Below are 21,586 nucleotides of genomic sequence, written 5' to 3' on the forward strand. Positions count from 1 at the left end.
TGCTCACTTCAGCCTGCTCGACGCCAGGATCGAAACGAGGTGCAGCAAGGTCTGCAGCAGGGCGATGCCGGCCAGTACCGCGACCATGAGACGGCTGAAGAACAGATCGTCCCTGACCGCATCGAGGACGGCCGCCACCAGGATCACCAGTGACGCCTCGACGCCGAGGATCAGCCGGTGGAACTTGAGCGCACCGGCGGCCCGGCGGGCGAGCGCCATGCCGGACGAGCGCGGCTCGGAGGCGGCCTCCTTGACGGGCGGCAGACCGCCCTGGTGGCGTGCGACACCGACGAGGTCGGTCTCGGCCTTGATCAGGATGGCGCCGAGGGCCGCGAGAGTGCCCAGGAAGGCCCACAGCCAGTCGATCCGTCCGGAGCCCCACAGATCGGCGGCGCGCAGGCCGAAGCCGACCAGTACGGCCGCGTCGCAGAGGTAGGCGCCGACCCGGTCCAGGTAGACCCCGCCCAGTGAGAACTGCTTCTTCCAGCGGGCCACCTCGCCGTCGACGCAGTCGAGCAGCAGGTAGAGCTGGACCATGAGGACGCCGAGCAGCGCGCCGGGAATGCCGGGAAGGAGCAGCGCCGGCGCGGCGAGCACGCCCGCGACGGTCATCACGTAGGTCAGCTGGTTGGGCGTGATCTTGGTGTTCACCAGGTGCCGGTCCACGCGCAGGGAGATCTCGCGCATATAGAGCCGACCCGCCCAGTGTTCGCCGCTGCGCCGGTCCTTCACGCCCGGAGGGTGCACGACCGGACGGAGTTCAGCTATGGATGGCTTTTGCATAGTCGGCGTACGCGTCCCTGATCTGGTCGGTGGACAGGTTGAGGTGTTCCAGGATCGTGAAGCGTCCCGGGCGGGTCTGCGGGGCGTAGTCGACGGCCTGGACGAACTCGTCGGCGGTGAAACCGATGTCTTCGGGCAGGACGGGCAGACCGTGGCGGCGCAGGGTGACTGCCATGAGCAGCGATTCCTCGCGCGCGCCGCGCAGATACATGGCGAAGCAGGCGCCGAGGCCGACCTGTTCGCCATGGCTGGCCGCACGCTTGGGGTACAGCAGATCGAAGGCGTGGTTGATCTCGTGGCAGGCGCCCGAGGCCGGCCGGGAGTCCCCGGCGACCGACATCGAGATACCGGTCAGCACGAGGCCCTCGGCCAGCACCTTGAGGAAGGCGTCGTCGCCGACCCCGCCGGGGTGGCGCAGCACCGCCTCGCCGGCCTGCCGGGCCATGGCCGCGGCCAGTCCGTCGATCTCCTCGCCCTTGACCGTGTGGGCGAGTTCCCAGTCGGCCACACAGGAGATGTTGGAGACCGCGTCACCGATGCCGGAGCGTACGAAGCGGGACGGCGCCTCGCGGACGACATCGAGGTCGATGACGACAGCGATCGGGGTGGGGACTCCGTAGGAGCCCCGGCCGTTGTCGTTGTCCAGTGTCGCGACAGGCGAGCAGAGACCGTCGTGGGCGAGGTTCGTCGCCACCGCGACCAGGGGCAGGCCGACACGCGCGGCGGCGTACTTCGCCACGTCGATGATCTTGCCGCCGCCGAGGCCGACCACGGCGTCGTACCGGTTGCCCTTGATGTCGTCAGCGAGCTTGACGGCCGAGTCGAGGGTGCCGTCGGCGACCGGGTACCAGTGGGCGCCGGGCAGCGCGGGTGCCAGACGTTCGCGCAGAGCGCGCCCCGAACCGTCGCTGATCGCGACGGCGAGCTTGCCGGAGGCGGAGATCCGCTGGTCGGCGAGGAGGCCGGCCAGATCGTCCAGGGCGCCGCGGCGAATGTCGACGACGACCGGGGACGGGATGAGCCGGGTCAGTACTGGCACGCGATCTCACGGCCCTTCGCGAGGTCGTCGTGGTTGTCGATCTCGACCCACGTCACTTCGCCTATAGGGGCCACGTCGACGGTGAAGCCGCGGTTCACGAGCTCCTGGTAGCCGTCCTCGTAGTAGAGGTCGGGGTCGCGCAGATACGTCGTCTTCAGGGCGTCGGCGAGCTCCGCGGCGGCCTCCGGCTCGATGAGGGTGACGCCGATGTACTCACCGGTCGCGGTGGCCGGGTCCATCAGCTTGGTGATGCGTCGCACCCCCTTGTCGCCCTCGGTGATGACCTTCATCTCCTCGTCGGCGAGGTGCTTCACCGTGTCGAGGGCGAGGATGATCTTCTGGCCGTTGCCGCGGGCGGCGAGCAGGGTCTTCTCGACGGAGACCGGGTGGACGGTGTCGCCGTTGGCCAGGATGACACCACGCGACAGGACGTCACGGGCGCACCACAGGGAGTAGGCGTTGTTCCACTCCTCGGCCTTGTCGTTGTCGATCAGGGTGAGAGTCACGCCGTACTTCGCCTCGAGCTCGGCCTTGCGGTCGTACACGGCTTCCTTGCGGTAGCCGACGACGACGGCGACCTCTGTGAGGCCGACCTCCGCGAAGTTCGCCAGCGTCAGGTCCAGGACCGTCTTCTCGCCGTCGACAGGCACGAGAGCCTTCGGAAGCGTGTCGGTGTAGGGGCGCAGACGCCGTCCTGCACCGGCTGCCAGTACGAGGCCGATCATGCGGGTTCTCCTTCGTCGTGTACGGCGGGTGCTCCGGAGGACACCCAGAAGCGGATGGACTCCACGAGCACCACCAGCGCCACAGCCACTGCGACAGCGGTGAGTGCCACGGTGAACGCCGAATGCCGAGTGAATACGGCGGCGAGTACGGCCACCACCAGGGTGCGGCCCTCGTGCCCACCGATCGTGCGTACCAGCCACTGGGGCGGCGCGCCGGTGCCGCCGCGAATGCGGTAGACCGTGTCGTAGTGATGGTAGGCGACGGCCGAGACCAGCCCGAAGGCTGCGGGAAGCGCACCGGCGACATCGCTGCGGGCGGCGAGAACGAGGATGGTGCAGTACTCCGCCGCCCTGAATATCGGGGGTACGAGCCAGTCCAGGGCGCCCTTGAGCGGGCGGGAGACCGCCCTGCCGGAGAACAGCGCGTAGACCACTGCCGCGAGAATGGTGTGCCAGCTGCCGAAAGGCTGCGAGAGCGCGGAGGCGATCATGATCGCCGCGGCGAGCAGGGCCATGACGGGGGCGCTCCAGCTGCCGCCGAGCCGGGGCACCGCAGCCGCCACGGTCTGGGCCAGTGGACCGGAATCGGCCAGGTCGGCGAGTGCCCGGCCGGCGCGGTCGGTGCGTTCCGCCTTGCGGGTCAGCGAGCGCAGCAGGCGTCCCGCGGTGGTGTAGCAGGCCGCAAAGGCGCAGCCGATGAGCAGGGCGTAGAAGACGATCCGGGGCGTGGTCACCGCGGTCAGGACCGCGATCATCGCCCAACGCTCACCGATCGGCAGCACTATCATCCGGCGCAGCCAGACCGTCCAGCCAACGCTGTCGAGCCTGTCGGAGAGGGCTGCCGTGGGGCTCGAGTTGGCCACCGCGTCATGGTTCGCCTCGTTGAACGAGAAGTCGATGACATGGCGGCAGGTCTGGAGCACCATCGCGCCGAGGGCCAGTGCCCATACGTCGTCACCACCGCGGGCGGCGCCGAGCGCGAGGCCTGCGTAGTACGCGTACTCCTTGGCCCGGTCGAAGGTGGCGTCCAGCCAGGCGCCCATCGTCGAGTACTGCAGCGAGTAACGGGCGAGCTGCCCGTCGGTGCAGTCCAGGACGAAGGAGAAGAGCAGCAGGAGTCCGGCGGCGACGTAGCCGCCACGGGTGCCGGTCGCCGCGCTGCCCGCCGCGATCAGCGCGGTGAGCAGGGATGCGGTGGTGACCTGGTTCGGAGTGAGGCCGCGGCGGGCACACCAGCGAGCGATGTAGCGGGAGTACGGGCTGATGAAGAACGTGGTGAAGAAGCCGTCACGGGCCTTCACGGCGCTGCGCAGCCGTACCGCCTCGTCGTCGACCGCGGCGACGGCGCTCTGCGCGGTGGTGCGCGCGGACTCGTCGACCGGAACGACTGCGACCAGCGAGCCGAGCTCGGGGCGCTGTACAGCGGTGCCTTCGGCTTCCATGGCGACGGCCAGACGGCCCGGCACGGTGTGGTCGGTGACCGTCGCCGTGGCCGCGCCCGGGCCGGTCGGGACGCCCACGCCGACTGCCGCGACGGTGGTGCTCAGGGCGCGGACGAGCGCGGGGCGCGCCTCGGGCTGCGCGGTGAGGGCACCGGGCACGGTGGCGGCGGGGAAGCGCGGGTCGGTCAGCCCGAGCCTAAGGGCATGGACATGGCCGACGAAACGGGGGTCGACCAGTGCGACGCGGCGGCCGGCGGGTACTTCCGGGAGCAGCCGTGCGGCCTCGGTCACATCGGTGGAGATCTGTACGTCGAAGCCCAGTGACCGCAGATCGTCCACGAGCGACGATCCGGGTACCGGTGCACCGATGAGGATGGCGGTCGACAGACGAACTCACTCCTTGGTGCTGACGGGGTCGGCGCGCGACAGTGCGGCCCGGAAGCGGGCCTGTGGCACGTCGGCAGAGGCTATCGGATGAACGGAAGCGGGAGTTCACGGCCCGTTTGTGCTCCGTTCGGAGTGGACCGGCATCCTGCGGCGCCGTCCGCGATCATCATCGTCGATCCCCGCCTCGGCTGACAAAACGCGATGGCATGCAACCAGTGCCGCGACCGGCAGGGCTGCCGGTCGCGGCACCAGGGCGTGTTTCGAACGTGGCGTCGTCCGCCCGCAGGGCGCCCCCGGCCAGACGGGACTTTCGAAACACGCCCTAGGCTGTCCCGCATGACATGGCTGATCACAGGCGGAGCGGGATATATCGGCGCACATGTAGTGCGGTCCATGGTGGGTGCCGGTGAGCGGGTGGTGGTCCTCGACGACCTCTCGACCGGCGTCGCCGAGCGGCTCCCCGCCGACGTTCCGCTGATCCGGGGCTCGGCCGCCGACCGTGCGCTGCTCGACCGGGTACTGGCTCAGTACGCGGTGACCGGTGTGGTGCATCTCGCAGCGCAGAAGCAGGTCGGCGAGTCCGTCGAGAAGCCGCTGCTGTACTACCGGGAGAACGTGGCCGGGCTCACCGTCCTCCTGGAGGCCGTCGTCGCCGCCGGTGTGCGGTGCTTCCTGTTCTCGTCCTCGGCCGCGGTGTACGGCGTGCCGGATGTGGAACTCATCACCGAGGACACTCCTTGTGTCCCGATCAATCCGTACGGTGAGACGAAGCTCGCCGGGGAGTGGCTGGTCCGGGCGACCGGGAGAGCGCACTCCCTGTCCACCGGCTGTCTGCGCTACTTCAACGTGGCCGGAGCTGCCACGCCGGATCTGTCGGACACCGGTGTCTTCAATGTGATTCCGATGTTCTTCGACCGGCTGACCCGAGGCGAGGCCCCCCGGATCTTCGGTGACGACTATCCGACACCCGACGGCACCTGCATCCGCGACTACATCCATGTCTCGGACCTCGCCGACGCGCATCTGGCCGTCGCCCGGAGGCTGGCGGAGCAGGACACCGGGGACCTGACCGTGAACATCGGCCGCGGTGCGGGCGTCTCGGTGCGCGAGCTCGCCGATCTGGTGGGCGAGGTGAGCGGCCGGCCGGAGAAGCCGGAGATCGAGGCCCGCCGCCCCGGCGATGCGGCAAAGGCCGTCGCATCCGCCGTCCGGATGTCCGAGGAGCTCGGCTGGGCGGCCCGGCGCGGGGTGCGCGAGATGGTCGAATCGGCCTGGGAGGGCTGGTGTCTGCACCACCCCGAGGCGCGCCGCAACTGAGCCGTCGGTGATCGCTCCACAGCCCTGACCTGCAGCCATTTCCGCAGGTCAGGGCATATGACAACGGTGTTCAGTACCGTGTTGCCCGATACCCCCCACCCGTAGTTCACTGGCATTGCTCGGGGCAGATCGCGTCCGAGTCCGCGAGACGACCTGGAGGGGTCCCCATGGGGGCAGGGCACGACCACGGGCACACACACGGCGGGCCGCCGCCCACCGGCACGGCAGCTGCCGCATACAAAGGACGGCTGCGGGTCGCGCTGTGCATCACGCTCACCGTGATGGTCACGGAGATCGTCGGCGGGCTGCTGGCCGACTCACTCGCCCTGATCGCCGACGCCGCCCATATGGCGACCGATGCCCTGGGTCTGGGCATGGCGCTGCTGGCGATCCACTTCGCCAACCGGCCGGCAGGGCTCAACCGCACCTTCGGCTTCGCCCGCGCCGAGATCCTCGCCGCCCTGGCCAACTGTCTGCTACTGCTCGGTGTGGGCGGCTTTCTGCTCTTCGAGGCGATCCAGCGCTTCATCACCCCGGCCGAGACCAGGGGCGGGCTGACGGTCGTCTTCGCCCTGGTCGGCATGGTCGCCAACATGGTCTCCCTGTCACTGCTGCTCCGCGGGCAGAAGGACAGCCTCAATGTGCGCGGCGCCTATCTGGAGGTGCTCGCGGACACGCTCGGCTCGTTCGCCGTGCTGATCTCGGCGGGAATCATCCTGGCCACGGGCTGGCAGGCCGCCGACCCGATCGCCTCGCTCGTGATCGGCCTGATGATCGTCCCCCGTACGGTGAAGCTGCTCAGGGAGACGCTCAATGTGCTCTTGGAGGCGGCGCCCAAGGGCGTGGACATGGGCGAGGTACGGGCCCACATCACGGACCTGCCCGGGGTGCTGGACGTCCATGACCTGCACGCCTGGACGATCACATCGGGGATGCCGGTGCTCTCCGCGCATGTGGTGGTGCGCCAGGAGGTACTCGACTCGATCGGTCACGAGAAGCTCCTTCATGAGCTGCAGGGCTGCCTCGGTGTCCACTTCGACGTGGAGCACTGCACATTCCAGCTGGAACCGAGCGGCCATGCCGAGCACGAGGCCGGACTCTGTCACTGAACTGCCGTTCAGCAGCGCTGTGCAGGGTATTCGGCAAGGCGTATGGGCCTCCCCGTGTCTGAGACAGGAGCTGGGGTCGATGACCGTCGCGACGGCACCTGCCCGGCGCAGTGTCCGGTCCCTCTTCATCTCCCGGGTTCTCGGCGCAGCGCTGTCCTGGGTCCGTGCCGGTGCAACGGGGCACGATCCGGTACCCGGCGGCTTTCGGCGCCGGACATGCCAGGACCCGAAGTACGGGCGCGCGGCTTTTGTACGGCAGACTTGAGCAGACTCGACGGGACCGGCGCACAAGGCCGGGACCATAGCGAAGGATGGGTATGCCGACCACACCAGCCACCGCGGCGAACAGCTCGTCGAACGGCACAGCAGAAGCGATCATGCTCGAACTGGTCGATGAGAACGGCACCACCATCGGTACGGCGGAGAAGCTCGCCGCCCATCAGCCGCCTGGTCAACTGCACCGGGCCTTCTCCGTGTTCCTCTTCGACGAACAGGGCAGGCTGCTGTTGCAGCGTCGCGCGCTCGGCAAGTACCACTCCCCCGGCGTCTGGTCGAACACCTGCTGCGGGCACCCCTACCCGGGTGAGGCGCCCTTCGCTGCCGCCGCCCGGCGTACGTACGAGGAGCTGGGGGTCTCGCCCTCCCTGCTGGCCGAGGCGGGGACGGTCCGCTACAACCATCCCGATCCGGCCTCCGGTCTGGTGGAACAGGAGTTCAACCATCTCTTCGTGGGAATGGCGCAGGACCGGCTGCACCCGGACCCGGAGGAAGTCGGCGAGACCGCGTTCGTGACGGCCGACGAGCTGGCCGAGCGGCATGCCAGGTCACCGTTCTCGGCCTGGTTCATGACGGTGCTGGATGCCGCACGGCCGGCGATCAGGGAGCTGACCGGGCCGTCCGCAGGCTGGTAGAGGGCCGACGGCACCGGGTGTCGCAGCACGCAGGGACGGTCAGGGCCGCGGACTCAGCGGCAGCGCCGCCCAGATGATCTTTCCGCCGCCTGCGGTGTGTTCCGCATCGCAGGCGCCGCCCGCTTCCCGGGTGATCTCCCGGACCAGCAGCAGGCCGCGGCCGCCGGTCTGCGCGTAGTCCGTCTCCAGGGCCGTCGGACGGTAGGGATGGTTGTCCTCGACACAGACCCTGATCCATTCGGCGCCGACGGCCACCTCGACAGCGAGCTCCGGCGAGAGCAGCGCGGCATGCTTCACGGCATTGGTGACCAGCTCGGAGACGATGAGCAGCAGGTCCTCGGCGATGTCGTCGTCCATCGGCACGCCCTGGCGGTTCAGCAGGTCGCGTACGGCGTGCCTGGCCTGCGGCACGGAGACGTCCACGGCCGGGGCGGTGAACCGCCAGACTCCCTCGTACGACGCGGGTCGGGCGGGGACACTCCCGCGGCTCTCCATAGTCCGGTACCCGCTCTCGACTCGGTGGTGACTGCACGTCGAGTACAGAGTGCGGGGCGTAGTTGGCCCGGACCGTGCTACTGAACACAAGTCGACTTCTATCGACAGGCTTTGACCGGCTGTGCGCGAAAACCTCAGCCCTTGGACCGGTTCTCATCCTCTCCTATGGGCGTGTCCGGCAGTTCTCCAGTCACTCCTTGATCCGAGACCATGGAGACGATAAGGCGGCCGCCGACCCCGAGCACGATCAGGCCGAGCCCGTCGAAGATCAGCGCCGGCGAGAAGAAGAGGCCGGGAAACTCCTCATGGTGCGTGCCTGTCCGGCGGCCCTTCTTGATCATAGGTTCGAACCGTACGGATAGCATCCGGCGCATGGACCGTACGGAACCCCGGCTGGAGCACACCGTCGCGAACGGTGTCGCCACCGTCGTCATCAGCAACCCCGCCAAACGCAATGCGATGACGGCCACTATGTGGAGCGCGCTGCCCGGTCTGCTGGAGCGGCTGGCCACCGACCCGGAGGTCCGGGTGCTGGTGCTGACGGGCGCCGGAGACACCTTCTGTGCCGGTGCGGACATCTCCTCTCTCCGGGACACGGCGGGCGACCCGCAGGCGCTCGCCGTAGTGGCCGAGGAGGCGCTGGCCGCGTTCCCCAGGCCGACGCTGGCGGCGGTCCGCGGCTACTGCGTGGGCGGCGGCAGCCAGCTCGCGGCCGCCTGCGATCTGCGGTTCGCCGAGGAGGGTGCTTCGTTCGGCGTGACACCGGCCAAGCTCGGGATCGTCTACGCCGCGTCATCGACCCGGCGGCTGGTGGCGCTGGTCGGGCCGGCCGCCGCGAAGCATCTGCTTTTCTCCGGTGAGCTGATCGACACCGCTCGGGCGCTGCGGACCGGCCTGGTGGACGAGGTGCTGGCCGCCGGTGAGCTGGACAAGCGGGTCGATTCGTACGTTCGGACCCTGGTAGCGCGCTCGCAGCTGACGCAGGAGGCGGCGAAGGAGTTCGCCACGGGGCGCGAGGACAGGGACGTGTACTGGGCGGAGCAGGCGCGGCGCAGCGGCGACACCGCGGAGGGTGTCGCCGCGTTTCTGGAGCGGCGCGCGCCGCGCTTCACCTGGACGACAGGGCCGTGACGCCCGCGCGGCTACTGGAGGATGAAGCGGCTCTTGGTACGGAATTCCTCGACCAGTGCCGCCGGGGCCTTGGCCGGTGAGCCCGCGTCGTACGGCGGCTGCGGGTCGTACTCGCTCAGCAGCTGTACGGCCATGGCGTGCTCGTCGCCCGCGATCCGGCCGAGCAGGGTGAGCCCCATGTCGATGCCGGAGGAGACACCGGCGGCCGTGGCGTACTTGCCGTCGATGACGACGCGTTCGCCGGCCGACTCCGCGTCGAACGTCTTCAGGGCGTCCAGGGCGAGCCAGTGCGATGTGGCGCGCCGCCCCTTCAGCAGGCCGGCCGCGGCGAGCAGCAGCGAACCGGTGCAGACGGAGGTCGTCCAGGTGCTGGTGGCATCGGCCGCGCGCAGCCAGCCGAGCAGCGTCTCGTTCTCCATCTGAGCGTTCTGGCCGGGGCCGCCGGGAACGATCACCACATCCGGCGCGGGTACGTCGTCGAGGGTCTTGTCGGCGACGAGCGCGAGGCTGCCGCTGTTGTCGTTGCGCACGGGGCCGGTCCGCTCGGCGACGAAGACGGTCTCGGCTCCGGGGATGCGGGAGAGGATTTCGTAGGGGCCGACGGCGTCGAGTGCTGTGAAGCGGTCGAAGAGGACGATGGCGATCTGCATGGGGTTCCTTTGGCGGGGTCAGTCGATGGCGGGTTGGGGTCGGAAGCGTCGGCGGTATTCGGCGGGTGCCGTACCGAACGCCTTGATGAACGCGCGGCGCATGGCCTCCGGGGTGCCGTAGCCGCAGGCGCGCGAGATGCCGGTGACGCTGTCGGTGGTGTCCTCCAGCAGCCGACGGGCGTGTTCCAGGCGTACACGGTCGACGTACCGCCCCGGTGTGAGGCCCGTCTCGGCCTGGAAGGCGCGGGCGAAGTGCCGGGGCGAGAGGCGGGCGCGGGCGGCGAGCGCGTCGACCGAGAGGTCGTCGCCGGGGTGCTCGGTGATCCAGTCACCCGACAGGCCCTGAGCCGCCGACCGGTGGACAAGTGGGTGGTCGGGCGACACGGCGCCCGACCACCCGGCACAATGCAGGCGAAGGGGTCCCGCCCCGGTAACGGCCTCACCCACGATTGGCAGTGGGAGAAGGAGCGGTGCCTGGGGCCTTCGAATCCAAGGCGGAGGAGGAAGTGATGGCGAATGGGGTCTCCCCTGCTCGAGCGAAGCCGAGAGCTCGGGGAACATCGCGACTGACGACAACGCAGGAGGCGAAGGTCCCAGGCGCTGCGACGCCGCTGCCAATCGTGGGTGAGGCCGTAAGCACAGCCAGTACGAGAAGGCGAGTCGGTAGAACCGTGACGACGTCCATCGAAGGCAGGATCGCCGAGGAGCTCGGCGTACGCGAGCGGCAGGTGAAGGCAGCCGTCGAGCTGCTCGACGGCGGGTCGACCGTGCCGTTCATCGCGCGCTACCGCAAGGAAGCGACCGAGATGCTCGACGACGCGCAGCTGCGCACACTCGAGGAGCGGTTGCGCTACTTGCGGGAGCTGGAGGACCGTCGTAAGGCGATCCTCGACTCGGTACGCGAGCAGGGCAAGCTGGACAAGGCGCTGGAGGCGCAGATCCGGGCCGCCGACACCAAGGCGCGCCTTGAGGACATCTATCTGCCGTTCAAGCCCAAGCGGCGAACGAAGGCGCAGATTGCCAGGGAGGCAGGGCTCGAGCCGCTCGCCGACGGCCTGCTCGGCGACCCGTCGGTGGAGCCGCTCGCCGCTGCCGCCGCCTTCGTCGCCGCCGACAAGGGCGTCGCGGACAGTGCGGCTGCACTGGAGGGGGCTCGCGCCATCCTCACCGAGCGATTCTCGGAGGACGCCGATCTGATCGGTGAGCTGCGTGAGCGCATGTGGTCGCGTGGGCGGCTGGCCGCCAGGGTGCGGGAGGGCAAGGAAGAGGCGGGGGCGAAGTTCGCCGACTACTTCGACTTCGCGGAGCCGTTCACCGCGCTGCCCTCGCACCGGGTGCTCGCGATGCTGCGGGGTGAGAAGGAGGACGTGCTCGACCTGGTCCTGGAGCCGGAGGAGCCCTCCCAGACGCCCGGCCCTTCGACGTACGAGAACATGGTCGCTCGACGCTTCGGGGTCAGCGACCGCGGCCGCCCCGGCGACAAGTGGCTCGGCGACACCGTGCGCTGGGCCTGGCGGACCCGGATCCTGGTGCACCTCGGTATCGATCTGCGGTTGCGGCTGCGTACGGCGGCGGAGGACGAGGCGGTACGCGTCTTCGCGTCGAACCTGCGCGATCTGCTGCTTGCCGCGCCGGCCGGTACGCGGGCCACGCTGGGGCTCGACCCCGGTTTCCGTACGGGTGTGAAGGTTGCCGTCGTCGACGCGACCGGCAAGGTCGTCGCGACGGATGTCATCCACCCGCACGTCCCGGCGAACAAGTGGGACCAGTCGCTGGCCAGACTGGAGCAGTTGGCGAAGGCCCACGACGTCGACCTGATCGCGATCGGCAACGGCACGGCGTCCCGCGAGACCGACAAGCTCGCCGGTGAACTCATCGACAAACACCCGGAGTTGAAGCTCACCAAGGTGATGGTGTCGGAGGCGGGCGCGTCGGTGTACTCGGCCTCGGCCTTCGCCTCGCAGGAACTCCCCGACATGGACGTGTCGTTGCGCGGTGCCGTCTCGATCGCGCGGCGCCTGCAGGACCCCCTCGCAGAGCTGGTGAAGATCGACCCGAAGTCGATCGGTGTCGGCCAGTACCAGCACGACCTGTCCGAGGTGAAGCTGTCGCGTTCGCTGGACGCGGTCGTCGAGGACTGTGTCAACGGTGTCGGTGTCGACGTCAACACCGCGTCGGCGCCACTGCTTTCACGGGTCTCGGGAATCGGCTCGGGGCTCGCCGAGAACATCGTCGCGTACCGTGATGCGAACGGGCCTTTCCGGTCGCGCAAGGCGCTCAAGGATGTGCCGCGGCTGGGTCCGAAGGCGTACGAGCAATGCGCGGGCTTCCTGCGCATCCGGGGCGACGATCCGCTGGACGCGTCGAGCGTGCACCCGGAGGCATACCCGGTGGTGCGGGCCATGGTGAAGCGGACAGCCAGTGACGTCGCCTCACTGATCGGCAACACGAGCGTGCTGCGGTCGCTGCGGGCCGACGACTTCGTGGACGAGAAGTTCGGTCTGCCGACCGTCACCGACATCCTGAAGGAGCTGGAGAAGCCGGGGCGTGACCCGCGTCCCGCATTCAAGACGGCCACCTTCAAGGACGGCGTCGAGAAGATCGGTGATCTGGTCTCCGGGATGGTGCTGGAGGGCGTCGTGACCAATGTCGCGGCGTTCGGTGCGTTCGTGGACATCGGTGTGCATCAGGACGGCCTGGTGCATGTGTCGGCGATGTCGCGCACCTTCGTGAAGGACCCGCGGGATGTCGTGAAGCCGGGCGACATCGTGAAGGTCAAGGTCATGGACGTCGACATTCCGCGGAAGCGGATCTCGTTGACGCTGCGGCTCGAGGACGAGGCGTCGACGGGAGCCGGGAGCCAGGCCGGCGGGCCCAGGCGGGAGCGGGGCGGCCAGGGCGGCCGGCCGCCGCGGCAGCGGCAGCGGCAGGGACAGGGCGGTCAGGACCGTGACCGGCGCGGTGGCGGTGGTGGGGGCGGTTCTGCTCGTCCGGCGCCGGCGCCGGTGAACAGTGCGATGGCGGATGCGTTGCGGCGGGCCGGGCTGGCAGATCCGAAGCACGGCGGTAAGAGAGGCTGACGTCGGGGCGGGGTGGGGTGCGGTCCGCTGCGCGGGGCCGCACCCCACCCCGCACCCTCCCCGGAACCGGGACTCCGCCCTGGACCCCGCTCCTCGGGTGCCGGACGGGCTGGAGAATCCGGAGGAGCCCCTCAGATCTCCTTCACCTTGCCGTCCACCACCTCGACGCGCCGTGTCGTCCGTACCGCTTCCAGCATTCGGCGGTCGTGCGTGACGAGCAGCAACGTCCCCGTGTACGACTCCAGCGCCGATTCCAGCTGCTCGATCGCGGGCAGATCGAGGTGGTTCGTCGGCTCGTCCAGGACGAGGAGATTGACGCCTCTGCCCTGGAGCAGGGCCAGCGCCGCCCTCGTGCGTTCGCCCGGTGAGAGTGTCGTCGCGGGACGCATCACATGGTCCGCGCGCAAGCCGAACTTGGCGAGCAGCGTACGGACTTCGGCCGGTTCGGTCTCGGGGACGGCCGCGCAGAACGCCTCCAGGAGCGACTGGGAGCCGTGGAACAGCTTGCGTGCCTGGTCGACCTCACCGACCACCACGCCCGAGCCGAGCGTCGCGTGCCCGGCATCCAGGGGGAGGCGGCCCAGGAGTGCGGCGAGGAGGGTGGACTTGCCCGCTCCGTTGGCGCCGGTGATGGCGACCCGGTCCGCCCAGTCGATCTGCAGGGATGCCGGGCCGAAGCCGAAGTCACCGCGTACGACCTGCGCTTCGCGCAACGTTGCCACGACCGAGCCGGAACGGGGCGCGGCGGCGATCTCCATCCGCAGCTCCCACTCCTTGCGCGGCTCGTCCACGACCTCGAGCCGTTCGATCATGCGCTGGGTCTGCCGGGCCTTCGCGGCCTGCTTCTCGCTCGACTCGCTGCGGAACTTGCGGCCGGTCTTGTCGTTGTCGGTGGCCTTGCGGCGGGCGTTCTTGACACCCTTGTCCATCCAGCCGCGCTGCATCTGCGCGCGGCCTTCGAGGGCGGAGCGCTTGTCGGCGTACTCCTCGTACTCCTCACGCGCATGCCTGCGAGCCCGCTCGCGCTCCTCCAGATAGGCCCCGTAGCCGCCGCCGTACAGGTTGATCTGCTGCTGGGCCAGGTCCAGTTCGAGGACCTTGGTGACCGTACGCATCAGGAATTCGCGGTCGTGGCTGATGACGACCGTACCTGCGCGCAGCCCGGAGACGTAGCGCTCCAGCCGCTCCAGGCCGTCCAGGTCGAGGTCGTTGGTGGGCTCGTCGAGCAGGAAGACATCGTAGCGGGACAGCAGCAGGGAAGCCAGGCCCGCGCGGGCTGCCTGGCCCCCGGAGAGTGCGGTCATCGGCAGGTCGAGGCCGACGGTCAGTCCGAGGTCGGCGGCGACCTCCTCGGCGCGCTCCACCAGGTCCGCGCCGCCGAGAGCCAGCCAGCGTTCCAGCGTCTCGGAGTACGCGTCGTCCGCGCCCGGCGCCCCGTCGACGAGGGCCTGCGTCGCGGCGTCCATCGCGGTCTGGGCATCGGCGACGCCGGTGCGGCGGGCCAGGAACTCCCGCACGGTCTCCTGCGGACGCCGCTCCGGTTCCTGAGGGAGGTGCCCCACAGTGGCGGTGGGCGGGGAGAGCCGCAGCTCGCCCTCCTCCGGCCGGTCGAGTCCGGCGAGCAGCCGGAGCAGGGACGATTTGCCGGCGCCGTTGACTCCGACGAGACCGATCACATCACCGGGCGCGACAACGAGGTCGAGTCCGGCGAAGAGTGTGCGGTCGCCGTGTCCGGCGGCGAGGTCCTTGGCTACGAGAGTGGCAGTCATCAGGGTGTCGATCCTAATCGGCGGCCGGGGAGGGCGGAGCAGCCCGGCCGGCCGGCGCTCATTTCGTGGAACAGCAAACAGCATCGGCTTGACCGTTTGTGCAACAGGGGCGATCGGCGATCAACACGAGTGCTCACGCTTTGACGTGCTCCCTGGCCTGAAGTCCAGGGATTCCGGCCTGGGTCGTGTGACCCTTCCGGGGGCTTCCTGCTTCAACGCGCTGTGCCGGGACTTTCGCCCCGGTCCTACCGGCGCTCTGCGAGGCGTTTAGCGTCTCCGCCCGTCCGGCGGCGACGATACGACGTCCTTCGAACAGGACGTTGCGGGCTGCGTTGTGGTCACGGTCGTGCACGGTGCCACACGCGCCGCACGTCCACTGCCTCACGTGCAGGGGCTTGGGACCGTCCCGAAATCCGCAGGCCGAACAGACCTGAGAAGACGGGAAAGCACGGCCCACCTTGACGAACATGCGGCCGTGCTTGACCGCCTTGTACTCCAGCATGCCCACGAACGCGGACCACCCCGCGTCATACACGGACTTGGCGAGCCGGGTACGGCCGAGACCGGACACCGCGAGATCTTCCACATACACCGCTTGGCTGTCGCGAATGATCTGCGTGGACACCTTGTGGTGCCAGCCCCGGCGCCGGTCCGCGACCTTGGCATGCTGGCGTGCGACCTTGATACGGGCCTTGGCCCGGTTCTTCGACCCCTTGGCCTTGCGGGACAGCTCCCGCTGAAGACGCCTGAGCTTCTTCTCCGCCCGGCGCAGGAAGCGCGGGCTGTCGATCTTCCGGCCATTGGACAGGACCACGAAGGCGGACAGACCCAGGTCGATACCCGACTCCGTCTCCACCTCGGGAAGGATGTCCGGCTCGGTGTCCACCACGAAGCTGAGGAAGTACCGCCCCGAACTGTCCTTGGTGACGGTCAGGGACGTAGGCGCGGCCGGAAGCCGACGCGACCACTTGACCTTGAGATCGCCGACCTTGGCCACATACACCGTGCCGTTCTCCTTCAGGGAGAAGGCGTTGGTGTTGAGGCGGATCGACTGCCGGGTGTCCTTCTTCGACTTGTACCGGGGCGCCCCGACCTTCCGGCCCTGCCGCTTTCCCTTGAGACTGTCGAAGAAGTTCTTGTAGGCGGTGTCGAGATCCCGAAGGGACTGCTGCAGAACGACCGCCGACACATCCGCGAGCCAAGCCCGTTCCCCGGTGCGCTTGGCCTCGGTGATACGAAGCCGGGACAACTGGGCCGACGTCACATACGGCAGCCCCGCCGCGTGCGCTTCCTTCCGATCGCGCAGGCAGTCGTTCCACACCACCCGGGCGCACCCGAACGCCCGGTCCAGCGCACGGCGCTGGGCCGCATCCGGATAAACCCGATAGTTGTAGCGAAGCTGCACAACCAAGACCCTAGTGTGATTGGTCTCGTGAATCAGGAGAACGACTAAAGGCGCCGAAGACACGTGGTTTTGTCCACTTGGTCTTCGTGACGAAGTACCGGCGCGGAGTCTTCAACGACGAGATGCTGACACGCTGCGAAGAGATCACGCGCAAGGTGTGCGAGGACTTCGAGGCGGAACCGAAGGAGTTCAACGGCGAACGCGATCACGTCCACATCCTGATCAACTACCCGCCCAACGTCGCCGTCTCCAAACTGGTCAACAGCCTCAAGGGCGTCTCCGCCCGCCGGATACGCCAGGAATTCACCGGCCACATCAACCGCGCCATCACGCACGGACACCTTTGGTCGCCCTCGTACTTCTCGGCATCCTGCGGCGGAGCACCGCCGGCGATCGTCCGTCAGTACATCGAGCAGCAGAAACGCCCGCTCTGAAGTGCGGGTCAGAGCAGCCCTCAGATGCATTCATCCCTGGCGTGAACACCGGGGCCTTCTGCAAGAGTCCCGGTAATGACGGACCGTGTGCCATGTGGCCGAATGTCGATCGTGTGACAGCTGCGGGCATGGACACGACTGATGCGGCAGTTGCTGAATAGTGTCGACGTGACGGTTCGAAAAGTCATTCGCCCCGACGACTTGGAGCATGCGTGCACCGCAGATTCATCGTCCCGAGCGCACTCGCGGCCTCCCTCCTGCTGGCGATCCCGGCCTCGGCCGCCGAAGGCACCGTGGGCGCCCCGGGTATCGGCGACCCCTACTACCCGGCCAGCGGCAACGGCGGCTACGACGTCTCCCACTACGACCTGCGACTGAAGTATCAGCCCGCAACCGACCTGCTGGAGGGCACGGCGACGATCCTCGCCACGGCCACCCAGGAACTCTCGCGTTTCAACCTCGACTTCGGGCTGGACGTCTCCGAGGTGCGGGTGAACGGCAAGAAGGCCGGTTATGCCAGGAGCGGCGACCAGGAGCTGGAGATCACCCCGGCGGCGGCGCCGGCGAAGGGCAAGGCCGTCTCGATTGTCGTGCGGTACGCCGGGAAGCCGTCGGAACTGAAGATCAACGGCTGGACCTCCTGGGCCCGCACCCCGGACGGCGCGGTGGCCGCGCAGGAGCCGGAATCGGCCGTGTGGTGGTTCCCCAGCAATGACCACCCGCTGGACAAGGCCACGTACGACATCTCGGTGTCCGTGCCCGACGGCACCCAGGCGATCAGCAACGGCGTGCTCCAGTCGCAGAGTTCGAAGCTCGGCTGGACCCGCTTCAACTGGCGCTCCGCCAAGCCGCAGGCGACATATCTGACGACGCTGGCGATCGGCAAGTTCGACATCACCACGGACACCACGTCGGACGGGCTGCCGGTCGTCAACGCGTACAGCAAGGATCTCGGCGCCAACGGCGGTGCGGCCCGCGCCAGCATCGAGCGGACCACCGAGGTCGCCGAGTGGCTGACGGAGGTCTTCGGGCCCTATCCCTTCGACGCGCTCGGCGGTTACTCCCCGAATGTGAAGAGCGGATTCGCGCTGGAGACACAGACCAGGCCCTTCTACAGCCCGAGGCAGTTCGCGAACGGTGCGAACGTCTCAGTCGTCGTCCATGAGCTGGCGCACCAATGGTACGGCGACAGCGTGTCCGTCAACGGCTGGAAGGACATCTGGATCAACGAAGGCTTTGCCCGCTACAGCCAGTGGCTGTGGTCGGAGAAGGAAGGCGAGGGCACCGCGCAGGAGCTGGCGGACTACACCTACGCCCAGCATCCGGCGGACGACGCCTTCTGGACGGTGAAGCCGGGCGACCCGGGCCCTGACAACCAGTTCGACGCGGCTGTCTACGACCGGGGGGCGTTGGCGATCCAGGCACTGCGCAACAAGGTGGGTGACGAGACGTTCTTCGAGCTGCTGAAGGGCTGGCCGGCCGAACATGCCTACGGGAACGCGAGCGTGGCGGACTTTGTGACGTACGCGGAACGGGTCTCGGGCCGGCCGCTCGCCGACTTCTTCGACACGTGGCTGTACCAGCCGACACGGCCTCAGGCCCCCGCGGCGGCCTCGGCGCGCTCCTCGCGGACAACCGCACAGTTCGCACAGCCGGCCTCATGGAAGCAGATCGCGGCCACGAACACGATTCACGACCACCGCTGACTGTCCGCGGACCGGGTCCGGGCACCGTCGCCTCCCTCTCCTCGGCGGGGCGACGGGCCCCGGGCACGGCAGGGGCGACCCATTGGGCTGATGGTGTCGGCGAGGGTGGCGAGCTCGAATCGGTGATCACGCCGCCCCAGCCGGAGCACCGGGCTTCCGCCTGAGCTTCCCGTCGCCCCGGACGGCCTCGCGGTGCGCCGCCCGCGCCCTGCGCGCGTACGGCAGATAGCGCAGCCGCTCGGGCAGCACGGGCACGACGCGCCGCACCACCCCGCAGAACCGCCGGAGCTTGCGCTCCTGCGCATCCGTCCACTCCAGCCCGATCGCCGCCCGCGCGTCCGGCGGCATCAGCCCGATGGTCACGAAGCGGCGGAACCGGGCCAGCGGCGGAAACAGCACCGGCCACAGTGCCTTCAGCAGCAGCCGGACCAGCAGCGGCCCACGGTCCGGCGGCGGTACGGGGCGATCGGTGGCGATCAGGTCCTCGACGACGACGGTCAGCTCGATCTCGTCGGCGAGCACCTTTCGGAAGTACGGCCAGAACTCCTCGATCGTCTGCGGCATGTCCCGGTCGTGAATGCCGAGAATCCTGCCCACCTGGAGCCACTCCCGGTACAGGGCCCGTTCCTGCGCGTCGGTGAGCGGCCGGGCGAGATAGCGCGCGGCGTGCTGGTAGACGGGGAAGCCCGTGGCGTGCACCCACGCATAGTTCGCCGGGGACAACGCATGGTAACGGCGCCCCCGGGTGTCGGTGCCCTGGATGGTGCGGTGCAGCTTGCGGAGCCTGCGTCCTTCTTCGGCGGCCGCCTCACCCCCGTACACCCATAGCTGGAGCGACCGCAGTGACCTCTCGCCGCGCCCCCACGGGTCCGTACGGAAGACGGAGTGTTCGTCGACGCCCGCACCGACCGCCGGGTGGGCGACCTGGAGGGTGAGGGCGGCGGGCAGCATGAGGAGGGCTCGGATGTCGCCGGAGAGGCTCCAGAGCACCCCGCCGGGCCGCGGCGGGGCGGGGGTGCCGCCTCTGGCTGCTTCGGTGTTCATGCGGTGCTCCCGACGGTCGGCGGGGCGTGCGGCTCGGTGCCCGACCCTTGTGTGATCCAGTATGCGATCGCTTCCGGGCAAGTGCGCACGGGCCCCTGGGGTGCCTTCCTGTCGCTGGCGCTTCGACGGTTTTGACGCGACTGATGAAACAAGTCAACAGTATTTGTATCTTTGGCTCCTTCGATTCGATTGACCGTCAGATTTCTTAAAATTCAAGAGAGTTGAGCGAAAGAGAAGACGAACCCCTTGACTTGCGCGGTCGCGCGGAGGGCCGAGGCCCGGTCGTCGCGCTGATAATCGCGGCGTTGGCATCGGTCCCCCTTGTGGCAGGTTGCGGCGGCATGCAGGCAACCTCTGCAGCAGGAAGAGTCCGGTCGGCGCCGCTCGGGACTCCGGCCTCAAAATTTCGTGACGGCCCGTCGGATTCTGCGACGAGCCGTTTCGACGCTTCGGGGTGGGAAGGCAGCGGTCAGCGCGCACCGGTGCCACTCGGCAAGTGGCGCCCGAGGTTTCCTTCCGGGGCGCGGCGGCGTCCTGCTTCTCGGAGTGCACCAGGACAAGTATCCCGACTGACTCCTTACGACCTGATCAACTCCCTATCGTCCCCCAGGTCGTTAGTCGTAGTCGTACACGGTCACCGCTATTCCCCGGCTCAGCAGCCGCTTCTCTATCAGCGGCTCGATCCGTGACCACTTGCCGCCCGCCAGCCCGCAGCCGATCCGCGGCATATGGACCGAAGCCCCGAGTTCGACGGCCCGGTCGGCCACAGCCGCCAATGCTGTGTCGATCGCCTCGTAGCGCACGGGTACTCCCTTGCTGCCCGTGCGCAACCCCCGCTGGCCCACCATGTTCGCCACCCAGAGGTGTGGGTCCACCTGGACGAACTGCGCCGCGCCCAGGGCGAAGTCGTTGCCCGCGCGATCCCGGTACCAGCGGCGGTAGGCCATCTCCGGTTCGGGCCAGCGGCGCGAAACGGCCAGGACGAAGCCCTTGCCCCAGCCTCCCAGGTCGTTGCAGACATGCGCGATCAGCCTGACGCCCTGGCCCTGTGGGGCGGTGGCGTCCCCCCGTACATACGTGATCTCCGACATGACACCAGCGTAGGAGCCACCACTGACAAGTGCCCCGGGCCAGGTCAGTCCCGGCCGTCCTCCCCGTACAGCGCATCGATCAACTCGCCGTCCTTGTCGCGGATCACCCGTCGGCGCAGCGTGGGGGTCGATGCCGTGGGCCGCCGCCCAGGCAGACGCCGCCGCCTCCTGTCGCCATCGACCGGACCGTGCGGGTCCGTACCGGAGCGGGACTGCACTTGGATGCTGCCGGACACTTTCACAACAGTGGTGAGACAGCAATACTGTTGAACCTGATTGGTGCAGACACAGCAGTTCGCCGCTGGGTCGGAACGCAAGGAGCAGACATGTCGACCGGGACCGGGGACCCGACGCTCACCGTCGACGAGCTGGCGGCGCGCGCCGGTGTCACCGTACGCACTGTGCGTTTCTACAGCACCCGGGGTCTGCTGCCGCCTCCGGTGATCGGACCGCGTCGCGTCGGGCACTACGGGCACGAGCATCTTTCCCGGCTCGCCCTCATCGAGGAGCTCCAGCACCAGGGCATGACGCTGGCCGCGATCGAACGCTATCTGGAGCAGCTTCCGCCGGATCTGAGCGCACACGATCTGGCGATCCACCGGGCGCTGGTGGCGTCCTGGGCGCCGGATTCGGCGGAGGATGCGACGCGGGCGGAGCTGGAGCGGCGTGCGGGCCGGGCGCTGACCGAACAGGACCTGGCGCGGCTGGCAGCCATGGGGGTGCTGGAGTGTGCGGAGCCGACCGACGGCAGCTACCGGGTGGACCCGGGGCTGCTGCGGCTCGGGGTCGAGCTGCTCGGCGTGCCGATCGCGCACGGGACGATCCTGGCGGCGCGCACGGTTCTGCTGGAGCACTCCCGGTCCGCCGCGCGGGAGCTGACCCGGCTGTTCCGCGACGAGGTGTGGGGTCCGTACCGGGAGCGGGAGTCGGACCCGGAGCATGTGGCGGCGATGAAGTCGCTGTCGGCTCATATGCAGCCGATGGTGCTTCAGGCGCTGGTGACCGCGTTCCAGCGGTCGTTGAAGGAAGAGCTGCGGGCCGCGTTCACGGAGGAGTGAACGCGGCCCG

Annotated in this window: 20 protein-coding genes and 1 pseudogene; 8 read left to right on the plus strand and 13 right to left on the minus strand. The window is 68.8% G+C overall.

Going from position 1 to position 21,586, the window contains the following annotated elements; translation table 11 throughout:
* Positions 1-3 precede the first annotated feature (3 nt).
* Genes ACH4EW_RS15370 through ACH4EW_RS15385 form a run of 4 tightly spaced genes read right to left on the minus strand, consistent with a single transcriptional unit; the run spans position 4 to position 4,328 of the window.
* A complete protein-coding gene (locus tag ACH4EW_RS15370) occupies positions 4-783 on the minus strand; it encodes a CDP-alcohol phosphatidyltransferase family protein (RefSeq protein WP_398256541.1) in 780 nt (259 codons plus the stop codon).
* Positions 761-1,822 carry an iron-containing alcohol dehydrogenase family protein gene (locus ACH4EW_RS15375; protein ID WP_398256544.1) on the minus strand — a complete coding sequence of 354 codons (1,062 nt, stop codon included), beginning with the start codon at positions 1,820-1,822 and terminating at the stop codon, positions 761-763. The genes ACH4EW_RS15370 and ACH4EW_RS15375 overlap by 23 nt, the downstream gene beginning before the upstream one ends.
* On the minus strand, positions 1,810-2,547 hold the full coding sequence (locus ACH4EW_RS15380; protein WP_398256546.1) for a sugar phosphate nucleotidyltransferase: 738 nt from the start codon (positions 2,545-2,547) through the stop codon (positions 1,810-1,812). Before ACH4EW_RS15380 ends, ACH4EW_RS15375 begins: the two co-directional genes overlap by 13 nt.
* Positions 2,544-4,328: a DUF5941 domain-containing protein gene (locus tag ACH4EW_RS15385; protein WP_398256548.1), complete on the minus strand. Its 1,785-nt coding sequence runs from the start codon at positions 4,326-4,328 to the stop codon at positions 2,544-2,546. The genes ACH4EW_RS15380 and ACH4EW_RS15385 overlap by 4 nt, the downstream gene beginning before the upstream one ends.
* A 384-nt stretch (positions 4,329-4,712) precedes the next feature.
* Between ACH4EW_RS15385 and galE the strand changes: the two genes are divergently transcribed.
* The 3 genes from galE to idi all read left to right on the plus strand — a co-directional run bounded on the left by galE (position 4,713) and on the right by idi (position 7,713).
* Complete coding sequence (galE, locus tag ACH4EW_RS15390; protein WP_398256550.1) at positions 4,713-5,693, plus strand: UDP-glucose 4-epimerase GalE; 981 nt, start codon at positions 4,713-4,715, stop codon at positions 5,691-5,693.
* Between the two features lie 167 nt (positions 5,694-5,860).
* Positions 5,861-6,802: a cation diffusion facilitator family transporter gene (locus ACH4EW_RS15395; RefSeq protein WP_398256552.1), complete on the plus strand. Its 942-nt coding sequence runs from the start codon at positions 5,861-5,863 to the stop codon at positions 6,800-6,802.
* A gap of 317 nt (positions 6,803-7,119) precedes the next feature.
* Positions 7,120-7,713: an isopentenyl-diphosphate Delta-isomerase gene (gene idi / locus ACH4EW_RS15400; protein ID WP_398256554.1), complete on the plus strand. Its 594-nt coding sequence runs from the start codon at positions 7,120-7,122 to the stop codon at positions 7,711-7,713.
* Positions 7,714-7,752: 39 nt separating this feature from the next.
* Here idi and ACH4EW_RS15405 read toward each other — a convergent pair whose 3' ends face one another.
* On the minus strand, positions 7,753-8,208 hold the full coding sequence (locus ACH4EW_RS15405; RefSeq protein ID WP_398256556.1) for an ATP-binding protein: 456 nt from the start codon (positions 8,206-8,208) through the stop codon (positions 7,753-7,755).
* Between the two features lie 134 nt (positions 8,209-8,342).
* Positions 8,343-8,549: a hypothetical protein gene (locus ACH4EW_RS15410; protein ID WP_398256558.1), complete on the minus strand. Its 207-nt coding sequence runs from the start codon at positions 8,547-8,549 to the stop codon at positions 8,343-8,345.
* 31 nt (positions 8,550-8,580) lie between these two features.
* Here ACH4EW_RS15410 and ACH4EW_RS15415 point away from each other — a divergent pair, with 31 nt between their 5' ends.
* On the plus strand, positions 8,581-9,339 hold the full coding sequence (locus ACH4EW_RS15415) for an enoyl-CoA hydratase/isomerase family protein (protein ID WP_398256560.1): 759 nt from the start codon (positions 8,581-8,583) through the stop codon (positions 9,337-9,339).
* A gap of 11 nt (positions 9,340-9,350) precedes the next feature.
* Here ACH4EW_RS15415 and ACH4EW_RS15420 read toward each other — a convergent pair whose 3' ends face one another.
* Both ACH4EW_RS15420 and ACH4EW_RS15425 read right to left on the minus strand, forming a co-directional pair.
* Positions 9,351-9,989 (minus strand): DJ-1/PfpI family protein, encoded by a 639-nt coding sequence (locus ACH4EW_RS15420; protein WP_398256562.1) that lies wholly within the window; start codon positions 9,987-9,989, stop codon positions 9,351-9,353.
* Positions 9,990-10,007: 18 nt separating this feature from the next.
* Positions 10,008-10,316: pseudogene (locus ACH4EW_RS15425) on the minus strand (helix-turn-helix domain-containing protein); the annotation flags it as partial.
* Positions 10,317-10,660: 344 nt separating this feature from the next.
* On the opposite strand from ACH4EW_RS15425, the gene ACH4EW_RS15430 reads away from it, so the two are divergent.
* Positions 10,661-13,069 carry a Tex family protein gene (locus ACH4EW_RS15430; RefSeq protein WP_398256565.1) on the plus strand — a complete coding sequence of 803 codons (2,409 nt, stop codon included), beginning with the start codon at positions 10,661-10,663 and terminating at the stop codon, positions 13,067-13,069.
* Positions 13,070-13,200: 131 nt separating this feature from the next.
* Here the strand turns inward: ACH4EW_RS15430 and ACH4EW_RS15435 are convergent, their stop codons facing one another.
* Both ACH4EW_RS15435 and ACH4EW_RS15440 read right to left on the minus strand, forming a co-directional pair.
* Positions 13,201-14,838 (minus strand): ABC-F family ATP-binding cassette domain-containing protein, encoded by a 1,638-nt coding sequence (locus tag ACH4EW_RS15435; protein WP_398256567.1) that lies wholly within the window; start codon positions 14,836-14,838, stop codon positions 13,201-13,203.
* Between the two features lie 133 nt (positions 14,839-14,971).
* Positions 14,972-16,243, minus strand: coding sequence for an RNA-guided endonuclease InsQ/TnpB family protein (locus ACH4EW_RS15440; protein ID WP_398256868.1), 1,272 nt, complete (start codon positions 16,241-16,243; stop codon positions 14,972-14,974).
* Between the two features lie 77 nt (positions 16,244-16,320).
* On the opposite strand from ACH4EW_RS15440, the gene tnpA reads away from it, so the two are divergent.
* Together tnpA and ACH4EW_RS15450 are read left to right on the plus strand one after the other, a co-directional pair.
* A complete protein-coding gene (gene tnpA / locus ACH4EW_RS15445) occupies positions 16,321-16,677 on the plus strand; it encodes an IS200/IS605 family transposase (RefSeq protein WP_398256570.1) in 357 nt (118 codons plus the stop codon).
* A 212-nt stretch (positions 16,678-16,889) separates the two neighbouring features.
* On the plus strand, positions 16,890-18,383 hold the full coding sequence (locus tag ACH4EW_RS15450) for a M1 family metallopeptidase (RefSeq protein WP_398256573.1): 1,494 nt from the start codon (positions 16,890-16,892) through the stop codon (positions 18,381-18,383).
* 126 nt (positions 18,384-18,509) lie between these two features.
* Here the strand turns inward: ACH4EW_RS15450 and ACH4EW_RS15455 are convergent, their stop codons facing one another.
* The 3 genes from ACH4EW_RS15455 to ACH4EW_RS15465 all read right to left on the minus strand — a co-directional run bounded on the left by ACH4EW_RS15455 (position 18,510) and on the right by ACH4EW_RS15465 (position 20,754).
* The gene (locus ACH4EW_RS15455; RefSeq protein WP_398256575.1) at positions 18,510-19,427 is read right to left on the minus strand and encodes an oxygenase MpaB family protein; all 918 of its coding nucleotides are present in this window, start codon (positions 19,425-19,427) and stop codon (positions 18,510-18,512) included.
* Between the two features lie 614 nt (positions 19,428-20,041).
* Positions 20,042-20,518, minus strand: coding sequence for a macro domain-containing protein (locus ACH4EW_RS15460; RefSeq protein WP_398256578.1), 477 nt, complete (start codon positions 20,516-20,518; stop codon positions 20,042-20,044).
* 44 nt (positions 20,519-20,562) lie between these two features.
* Positions 20,563-20,754: a hypothetical protein gene (locus tag ACH4EW_RS15465; protein ID WP_398256581.1), complete on the minus strand. Its 192-nt coding sequence runs from the start codon at positions 20,752-20,754 to the stop codon at positions 20,563-20,565.
* A 90-nt stretch (positions 20,755-20,844) separates the two neighbouring features.
* Here ACH4EW_RS15465 and ACH4EW_RS15470 point away from each other — a divergent pair, with 90 nt between their 5' ends.
* Positions 20,845-21,576 carry a MerR family transcriptional regulator gene (locus ACH4EW_RS15470; RefSeq protein WP_398256584.1) on the plus strand — a complete coding sequence of 244 codons (732 nt, stop codon included), beginning with the start codon at positions 20,845-20,847 and terminating at the stop codon, positions 21,574-21,576.
* Positions 21,577-21,586: the final 10 nt, after the last annotated feature.

Source organism: Streptomyces sp. NPDC018000, from assembly GCF_044328025.1.
Taxonomy (GTDB): Bacteria; Actinomycetota; Actinomycetes; order Streptomycetales; family Streptomycetaceae; genus Streptomyces.

Excerpts from the sequence above, each read along its gene's own strand:
- ACH4EW_RS15405 (WP_398256556.1), bottom strand. The coding sequence starts at position 8,208 with ATGGAGAGCCGCGGGAGTGTCCCCGCCCGACCCGCGTCGTACGAGGGA.
- ACH4EW_RS15460 (WP_398256578.1), bottom strand. The coding sequence starts at position 20,518 with ATGTCGGAGATCACGTATGTACGGGGGGACGCCACCGCCCCACAGGGC.
- ACH4EW_RS15435 (WP_398256567.1), bottom strand. The coding sequence starts at position 14,838 with ATGACTGCCACTCTCGTAGCCAAGGACCTCGCCGCCGGACACGGCGAC.
- ACH4EW_RS15370 (WP_398256541.1), bottom strand. The coding sequence starts at position 783 with ATGCAAAAGCCATCCATAGCTGAACTCCGTCCGGTCGTGCACCCTCCG.
- ACH4EW_RS15455 (WP_398256575.1), bottom strand. The coding sequence starts at position 19,427 with ATGAACACCGAAGCAGCCAGAGGCGGCACCCCCGCCCCGCCGCGGCCC.
- ACH4EW_RS15415 (WP_398256560.1), top strand. The coding sequence starts at position 8,581 with ATGGACCGTACGGAACCCCGGCTGGAGCACACCGTCGCGAACGGTGTC.
- ACH4EW_RS15380 (WP_398256546.1), bottom strand. The coding sequence starts at position 2,547 with ATGATCGGCCTCGTACTGGCAGCCGGTGCAGGACGGCGTCTGCGCCCC.
- ACH4EW_RS15470 (WP_398256584.1), top strand. The coding sequence starts at position 20,845 with ATGTCGACCGGGACCGGGGACCCGACGCTCACCGTCGACGAGCTGGCG.
- idi (WP_398256554.1), top strand. The coding sequence starts at position 7,120 with ATGCCGACCACACCAGCCACCGCGGCGAACAGCTCGTCGAACGGCACA.
- ACH4EW_RS15420 (WP_398256562.1), bottom strand. The coding sequence starts at position 9,989 with ATGCAGATCGCCATCGTCCTCTTCGACCGCTTCACAGCACTCGACGCC.
- ACH4EW_RS15395 (WP_398256552.1), top strand. The coding sequence starts at position 5,861 with ATGGGGGCAGGGCACGACCACGGGCACACACACGGCGGGCCGCCGCCC.
- galE (WP_398256550.1), top strand. The coding sequence starts at position 4,713 with ATGACATGGCTGATCACAGGCGGAGCGGGATATATCGGCGCACATGTA.
- ACH4EW_RS15410 (WP_398256558.1), bottom strand. The coding sequence starts at position 8,549 with ATGATCAAGAAGGGCCGCCGGACAGGCACGCACCATGAGGAGTTTCCC.